At 45.4% G+C, this 8,187-nt stretch carries 8 protein-coding genes; all 8 read left to right on the top strand.

Features of this window, described 5'->3' with window-relative positions; all coding sequences use genetic code 11:
• Positions 1–2,467, top strand: a 2,467-nt coding sequence (locus A3735_RS31050; RefSeq protein ID WP_068638243.1) for a hypothetical protein, incomplete at its 5' end; no start/stop codon positions are given.
• A gap of 71 nt (positions 2,468–2,538) precedes the next feature.
• Entirely contained in the window at positions 2,539–3,330 is a 792-nt protein-coding gene (locus A3735_RS15645) for an SH3 domain-containing protein (RefSeq protein ID WP_068511553.1), read from the top strand.
• Positions 3,300–3,956 (top strand): outer membrane beta-barrel domain-containing protein, encoded by a 657-nt coding sequence (locus tag A3735_RS15640; RefSeq protein WP_068553288.1) that lies wholly within the window; start codon positions 3,300–3,302, stop codon positions 3,954–3,956. The genes A3735_RS15645 and A3735_RS15640 overlap by 31 nt, the downstream gene beginning before the upstream one ends.
• Positions 3,957–4,016: 60 nt before the next feature.
• Positions 4,017–4,514, top strand: coding sequence for a TlpA disulfide reductase family protein (locus A3735_RS15635; RefSeq protein ID WP_068553285.1), 498 nt, complete (start codon positions 4,017–4,019; stop codon positions 4,512–4,514).
• A 16-nt stretch (positions 4,515–4,530) separates the two neighbouring features.
• Complete coding sequence (locus A3735_RS15630; RefSeq protein ID WP_068553283.1) at positions 4,531–4,770, top strand: DUF4266 domain-containing protein; 240 nt, start codon at positions 4,531–4,533, stop codon at positions 4,768–4,770.
• Positions 4,757–5,920 carry a DUF3570 domain-containing protein gene (locus A3735_RS15625; RefSeq protein WP_231875510.1) on the top strand — a complete coding sequence of 388 codons (1,164 nt, stop codon included), beginning with the start codon at positions 4,757–4,759 and terminating at the stop codon, positions 5,918–5,920. The genes A3735_RS15630 and A3735_RS15625 overlap by 14 nt, the downstream gene beginning before the upstream one ends.
• A gap of 21 nt (positions 5,921–5,941) precedes the next feature.
• The gene (locus A3735_RS15620) at positions 5,942–6,526 is read left to right on the top strand and encodes an AraC family transcriptional regulator (RefSeq protein WP_068553281.1); all 585 of its coding nucleotides are present in this window, start codon (positions 5,942–5,944) and stop codon (positions 6,524–6,526) included.
• A gap of 1 nt (position 6,527) precedes the next feature.
• Positions 6,528–8,187 (top strand): tetratricopeptide repeat protein (locus A3735_RS15615; RefSeq protein ID WP_068638241.1); only part of this gene is annotated, 1,660 nt, incomplete at its 3' end.

The following is an 8,187-nucleotide window of genomic DNA, read 5'->3' as shown; positions in this document are numbered from 1 at the left end:
TGTTTTATACCTAAAGCAAAAAGCATCACTTGATGCTCAAACGGTGGATATTTCTTCGGCAGCCTTTGCTGATGAATCGTTCTTAAACGACGACGGTGAGCTGCTCTACGATGTACGTGACCTCAGTACTTCTTATGATGGTAAGAAACTACTCTTCTCGATGCGTGCGCCAGAGATAGAGAATGCCGATGAAGAAGATCAGCCTACTTGGAATATCTGGGAATATAATATAGAGAGCAGCACGCTCCGCCGTATTTTTGATAGTACGCTGAATGTCAGGGCTGAAGATGGGCATGATATTTCACCCAGCTACCTTCCAGGTGATCGTATCTTATTTACTTCAACGCGCCAGACGCGTGCCAAGGCTGTTTTATTGAATGAAGGTAAGACGGGTTATCCTGCACTTGATGAAGAGCGAAATGTACACGCCTTTAACCTTCATATTATGGATGGTGATGGACAAAATATTCAGCAACTTACCTTTAACCAAAGCCACGATCTAGACCCTATCCTGTTGAATAACGGCAAAGTCCTGTTTTCTCGTTGGGACAACGCGGGGCAAACACGAAACAATGGTGTTAACTTATACGAGATTAACCCCGACGGTACAGGCTTGAATTACCTCTATGGCCGCCATTCCCATGATTCAGGTGAAGACGGTGACCAAGTTCAGTTCTTGAAACCTAAAGAGTTAGAAAACGGTAATATTGCGGTTTCATTGCGTACCTTCGAAAGCGCTACGTTTGCCGCACAACCTCTCGAGATTAATTTGGATGAATTCATTGATGCAGACCGTGCCATCGATGGCAGTGACGCAATTGAAGGGCAGGCTCAAGTCGCGATTATTGACGGGGTCACCTCAAGTGATGAACAAACGATAAACGGTCAGTATGGCGCTTTTGTACCGCTTTATGATGGCTCAAACCGTTACTTGGTGAGCTGGAGCTTATGTCGTGTTGCCCTGATCGATATCGATGCTGAAACAGATGGTGATCAACAAGGCCAGCCAGAATATTGTACCGAAGAGAAACTCGCTTCAGATACCTATGAAGCCGCGACACCTCTCTATGGTTTATATGTCTATGATGCGAGCGATAAGACCTTAAAAGTGGTTGCCTTACCGAGTGAAGGTAATCGCTACGATCAGGTGATGTTGGTTACAAGTCGGCCAGAACCGGAAGACTACGTTCCAGTAGAGTTGGAAAACTTTGGTAATGGTTTAGGAGCGATTCATATTCGCAGTGTCTATGACTTTGATGGTGAAGATACGTCTCCTGCCGGTTTAGCGGCGCTTGCTAATCCTGAGGTGACAGAGCCTTCTGAGCGTCCTCAACGTTTTCTAAGAATCGAGAAGGCTGTTTCAATACCTGATGAAAACGTACGTGATTTTGATAACTCCGCTTTTGGTAGAAGTCGAGCGCAATCTATGCGGGAAATCCTGGGTTATGTTCCTATTGAACCAGATGGATCTGTAATGGTGACCGTACCAGCCAATGTTGCTTTTGCACTTAGCGTATTAAATGAAAAAGGGCAGCGTACTAGTGAGCGTCATCAAAACTGGCTGCAAGTCGCTCCAGGGGAATTAATAGAATGTAACGGTTGCCACACGGGTGCAAGCGAAGTCCCGCATGGGCGTAATGGCGCTGGGCCTGAACCGGTCAATACGGGGGCAGAGACTGTTGGTCTTCCTTTTCCGGGAACGTCTCCTGCCGGGCCTGATGAAGATACACCCTTTGGTGTGCTAATGGGGGAAACCATGGCGCAGGCCTATACCGAAAATTATGGTATTCGAAATCTAAGCCCTGATATTACTTATACTGATGAGTGGGTCGTTCCTGCCGATACAGACAATGATATTAGCTATGCTTATGAAGATTTAACGACACCAATGCCAATTAAGGAAACTTGTGAAGGGACTTGGGGACTAGGGTGTCGAATAGTGGTGAACTATGAAACACATATTCATTCTCTATGGTCGGTGCCGAGATCACGTATCGTCGATGAACTTGAAGAAGACCGTACCTGTACATCCTGTCATAGTAATGTAGACAGTGAAGGGGAAACTCAAGTTCCGGTTGAGCAGTTGGATTTGAGTAATGGTCCTTCAACTGACGATCCAGATCACTATAAGTCTTATCGTGAGCTATTATTTAATGATAATGAAGTTGAACTGGTTGAAGGCATTTTAATTGACCGCTTAGTCGATAGCGATCAGCCAGTGTTGGATGACGAAGGTGAGCCGCTTCGTGATGAATTCGAAAACATTATTTACGTCCAGGAAACTGTACCAGTGGGGCCAACTATGAATACAGCAGGTGCTTTGAGAAGTGGGGAATTTTTAGACTTGTTTGAAGCAGGTGGTTCTCATGAAGGTGATCTCACTTTATCCGAGCTTAAGTTGATTTCTGAATGGTTGGACCTTGGGGCGCAATACTTTAACGACCCTTTTGCGGCACCAATTAACTAGTATTGATTACATAGAGATTTTCCTCGTGTGTAGAGAAGAGTTGAACGTTGCATGATTAAAAAAGGATATTTATGTCAGGCTTAACACGCTGCCAGTATTCTTGCTTGGTGGTCTTCATTTTGTCGCTGTTCTCATGGCCTGTTTTAGCCAGTGAGGCCGAAACTCGTGAAGACCATGCCGGGTCTACCGTATTTGCGCCTCAGCTTAAAGTGGTACTTCCTTTTGTGGAATGGCGCACAGGCCCCGCGCAAGGTTTCCCTGTATTCCATATCAGCGAAAAAGGGGAGTGGCTAGAAGTTTCAACTCGAAAGACGGAGTGGTTAAAAGTTCGTGATCGCAAAGGTAATGAAGGTTGGTTGAATATTGCTGATGTATTGCAGATGGAAGACGCTAATGGCGAAACTGTGAAGATCACAGAACCAGTCTTTGATGACTTCAATACACGTCGCTGGGAAGCAGGTTTGATGAGTGGTCAGTTTGACAAAGCAGCCCTTAATTCGGCTTATCTGGGCTATTGGATGACCAACAACATATCTCTTGAATTATGGGGGAGTCAGGTGCTGGGTGATTCGGCTGAGATAAAAGTCGCAAGCGTGAACTTGCTTCATCAGCCATTTCCTTCCTGGAAGTTCTCACCGTTTTTTACTTTAGGGGCGGGCATGGTATTTATCAGCCCCAAGGCGACCTTATCTGAAGAAGCAAAGCGGGACGAAGAATCTATTCATGCCGGTATAGGGGCACGATATTACTTGAGCGACCGTTATTTTGTTCGTATGGAAGTGAAGGACTATAAAATTTTTACTAACCGTGAAAGCAACGAAGAAGCGACAGAATGGAAAATTGGATTAAGCGTGTTCTTTTGAAGAAGCGCAAACAATGTATTTGGTTGATGGTTTTAACCCTGTCAGCGGTGGTGGGGAATGCTTGTGCTGAGCAACATAGCCCATTAATAGAGCCTGATGTAAAGCCGGTAGTGCTTGATGAGGCAATGATCGACTCAGAGAATTTTGAGCTCGGCGTATTTACCGGCGTGATGAACATTGAAGATTTCGAGTCTGCATTGGTTTACGGCACTCGTCTGGCGTTTCATTTAAGTGGAAACCTGATGTTTGAAACGCATATCGGGATGAGTGAAGCAGGGCAAAGCAGCTTTGAGACCCTTGGTGCTGTAGAGGTGTTATCGAGTGATGACCGTGATTACCTTTACTATAACTTTGGGGTGGCATTTAAGCTTCCTGGCGAAAGCTATTTTGGCCGAGATTATGCCTTTAACAATAACGTTTACGTATCTGCAGCTGTTGGTGCAACAGACTTTGCCGGAGAAACCCGTTTAACGGGGGTAGTCGGATTGGGGTACCAATTACTACTGACTGATTTTGTCTCTTTACACTTTACAGCGAAAGAGCACTTTTACGAAATAGATGTCGTAGGGCCTGAGAAAATCAGTTTTAACTCAGAGCTGGGAATGGGTGTGTCCCTGTTCTTCTAAGCATGCTTGGAAGGGTTTAAAAAATGAAAGTATTTACTGAAAAGAATTGAGGGAATCAAGATGCGAATGACCATAGCCAAGTCTCTAGTGACAGCCGCTTTGTTGAGTTTATCTGGCCTATCGAGTGCTGAGCAACTGAGTGGCGCGGCACCCGACTTTACGCTCAAAAGTAATCAAGGCAGCAATATCCGGCTTGAAGAGTTAAAAGGAGAAGTCGTGATGCTGAACTTCTGGGCTTCATGGTGTGGGCCATGTCGTCAGGAAATGCCCTTGATGAATGATATTTTTGCCAAATATGAAGACTTGGGTTTTACCATTTTAGCGGTCAATGTGGATGAAGATTCAGCTGATGCAGATCGCTTTTTGAAAGCTCTGCCGGTTGATTTTCCTGTGGTCTATGACTCGACAAGCAAGGTAAGTGAGATGTACGAGGTGGATGCGATGCCGACAACTGTGATGATTGATCGCGATGGCAACAAGCGCTTTTTACATCGCGGATATAAGCCCGGCTATGAAGAAGAGTACGCAAACCAGGTTAAACAGTTGATCAGAGAATAGTTCACGGGTTCCTAATATGAACAGTATTAAACCAGTCCTATGCGTCATTATCTGTTTGCTGTCTTTTGGTGGCTTGCAGGCTTGCGGTGAAATTAAGCCGTGGGTAAAACCCTATGAGCGAAGTAATTTGGCCGACCCTATTATGAGCTTAGATCGACATGGGGCAGCGGGTGCATACATTCACCATGTATACCAGGCAAGGGAGTCTGCTCGCGGAGCAGAGGGCGGCGCAGGAGGTGGCTGTGGCTGTAATTAAAATGAAAGCCAAGGTGCCTTTTTTTAAAGCCTTTTTTCAATTGTTAATTATTGTCAATTCCCTGGTGATCAGTGCAGTAGGCAATGCTGCAACGCTTCCTCCTGATACGGTTGACGCCTTGTATCATGGTTACGAAGGCGGTGGTATGGATATTAATGGCCCCTTTGTTCTGGTAAGAAAAAGTGCCGGTACGAATTTTTCCCTGAATGGACATTACTATGTTGATTCAGTGTCGTCGGCGTCTATTGATGTGCGCGCCACTGCTAGTGCTTATGAAGAAGAGCGAACTGAGTACAGTGCCGGGGTAGATTTTCTTCATGAGAAAACGATAGTGAGCGCGGGCTATACCAACAGTGAAGAAAATGACTTCTCAGCCGACACAGTGTTTGTTTCTGTTTCACAAGATTTCTTTGGTGATTTAACTAACTTGAGCTTGGGTTATTCCAGAGGATGGGATGAAGTTGGAATGATTCAGAGTGACTTTTCTGAAGATGTTGACAGGCAGAACTACAAACTGGGGCTATCTCAAGTCATCACGAAAAATATGCTCTTTGGCGTGGACGTCGATATTATTACTGACGAAGGTTATTTGAATAACCCCTATCGCGTATACCGCTATCAGAGTGGTTCATCTTTCGAGACAGCTACTGAAAAATACCCGCAAACACGAACCAGTACAGCTGTTGCACTTCGTTCTCTTTACTACTTGCCGTATCGAGCATCGATTAAAGCAGAGTATCGTTATTTCACTGACAGCTGGGGGATAGAAGCGGATACCTTCGAACTTCAATATATTCACCCGGTTGGTCCTTCTTGGGTCTTTGAGGGCCGATATCGTTATTACCAGCAAACCAGTGCAGACTTTTATAGTGACCTTTTCCCCTTTCAGGACTCACAAGACTTTATGGGGCGTGATAAGGAATTGAGTACCTTTAGTGATTATACGATTGGTTTAGGAGCAAGTTATATTTTTGGTAAAGGTGCCATCCCACATGTAGATAGGCTAAAGCTAACGGCTTTGGTTGATTACTTAGAATTTTCCTATGACAACTTCAGAGATGTGACCAAACCTTCTACTGTTGCAGGAAACGAACCTTTGTATGGTTTCGATGCGTGGGTCACGCGTATATCGGTCACGATGGAATATTAGAGAGAATTGGGGAAGAGTTAGATGAATAATAAAGCGACCAGAAAAGCATTGAAAAGCATACTCTTGTTTGCTGTATGCCTAGTTTCAGTGAGTAGCTTTGGTGAGGAGTCAGCGACCGAGCCGGGTGCGGTTATCGAAAAACAGTCTGCGCCTGTGGCGGACAAGCCTGTTGCCTTGAGTGTGGCGCAGCTGAAGAAAAAGGTCATCAAGCTGAATCGAGACCTGTTTATTCTGGAAGAAGATTTGCTGTTTCCGGCAAATACCCAGTTTGTTGTTTATCTGAGTCTGGATACGGGTAAATTCTTCAAGCCTGACAGCGTGACCTTAAAGCTGAATGATGAAATTGTTGCTAGCCATTTGTATACGCAGCGTCAAGTCACAGCATTACGAAAGGGCGGTATGCAGCGTTTGCATATGGGTAACTTGAAGAGTGGCGAGCACGAGCTAACGGCCGTTGTAAGCGGGCTCGGGCCTGATAAGCGCGAGTACAAAAAAGCTGCCACCATGCTATTTGAAAAGGCAAGTGATATTGCTTCGCTAGAGATTCAGATAAGCGACCAAAGTGAAAACTATCAACCTCATGTTGAAATCGTTGAGTGGAACTAGCGTGCTAAAAACTTATCTTCCTGAGCAAACTCAGCGCTTTGTGAAAGCACTGATTACCTTGTGTATTCTCTGCGTGAGTCTGTGGACGGGTGTTGCTCAGTCTTCAGAAGCAAAGCTGGTTGATGAGTACCCGGTATATCAACGTGCTCAAGACTTAAATTACGGTCAGGTACTGTTCCAGTACCATCAAGGAAATTTCTTTGAAGCTTTGAGCGCGCTAAATGTTGCCAAGCTCCGTTCCGGAATCCAGGGGCATGGCCAGCATCCGGAATTAGTGGAGGGGGGGCTGATGCTCTCTTACGGAATGGTCGAAGAGGCCAAACTAGTATTTGAGACGCTTCTAACCAAGCAAATTTCATTGAGCGATCGTAACCAGGCTTGGTACTACTTAGGTAAGGTCTTCTACCTTACCGCCGATGATAAGCGCTCTTCAGAAAGTTTTGACAAAGTACAGATGCAGCTTTTGCGAAAGGAAAAGCCTCATTTGTTCCATGAAATGCTCTATATGAAAGGACTATTGATCGGACGGGATCATAGTATCAAACAAGAAAATAAACCCCTTATGCTTGCAAGCTTGATTAGCCAGATTCCTCCTGGCAACTTATGGCGACAGTACCTTCAGTATAATGCCGCCGTTGGTGGATTAGCGGCAGCGTCTAATACGAACTATGAAGTGGTTCGAAGTGTTGCTTTGCGAGATTTGAAGCGCTTGGCAGCTGGTTTGCTTAATCAAATAGATGAACTCTATAGTCAGTCGAATGATGTTGGTGCTGGGGAGCGTATTAACTTACGAGAACAGTGTTTGCTAAGCCTTGGGCAGCTATACCTTCAGCAGGGAGACAATCAATCCGCTTTAGGTGTCTTACGCGAAATCAGAAAAGATAGTCTGTTATCTGACCAGGCACTTTTCGCTTATTCAGTTGCTGCGACTAACCTTGGTCAGCACGGCTTGGCGCTCGAAGCTTTAACGTTGTTGAAAGAGCGCCCACAATTTACGCCCTGGTTACAGCAAGTGCCTTATGCTTTGTCCTATCTGTACGAGCAAATGGGTGAAACAAAGCTTGCACTCCAAAGCTACCGAGTGGCTGTTGAGCATTATGAATCTTTACAAGAGCGTTTTGGCAGACAAGCACAAGAGGTCGATGAGTCGCGTTTGATTGCCGCCTTGAACCTTTCACGCCCCTTAGGTGATGCGAAGTTAGTGAATGATGCCTATGGCATGCTAAATGTTCAGCCTAATGACTATAGCTTTGCACACCTTCTGGCAACGGATGCGTTTCAGCGCCAGGTAAGTGAGCTGCATGAGCTGTATAAGTTAGAAGAATCTTTATCTCAATGGGCTAGCCAGCTGGACTCATTCGACACCATGATGGCAACGCGTATTGCGCTTCGTGAAGACAAAATACAGCAAACAAAGCAAGCGATGGAGAACCAGGACGCTGCACACTGGGAAGATGAGCAGGACAGGTTTGCTGCGGCGATTAATCATGCCAGCGAGACTGAAGACTTGCGATTCTTTATGAATGAGGAGCAGATTAAATATGCCAAGAAAATTGAGCAAGCCGAGTCATCGTTAGCACTTATTCCACATGATCATCGCAAGCGTAGCCGTTACGAACGGCGCTTGAATCGAGTTAAAGCCTATTACGATTGGTGGTTGA

This window comes from Oleiphilus sp. HI0061, from assembly GCF_001635675.1.
Note: the sequence above shows the minus strand (reverse complement) of the source record. Positions and strands in the feature narration are given on the sequence as shown.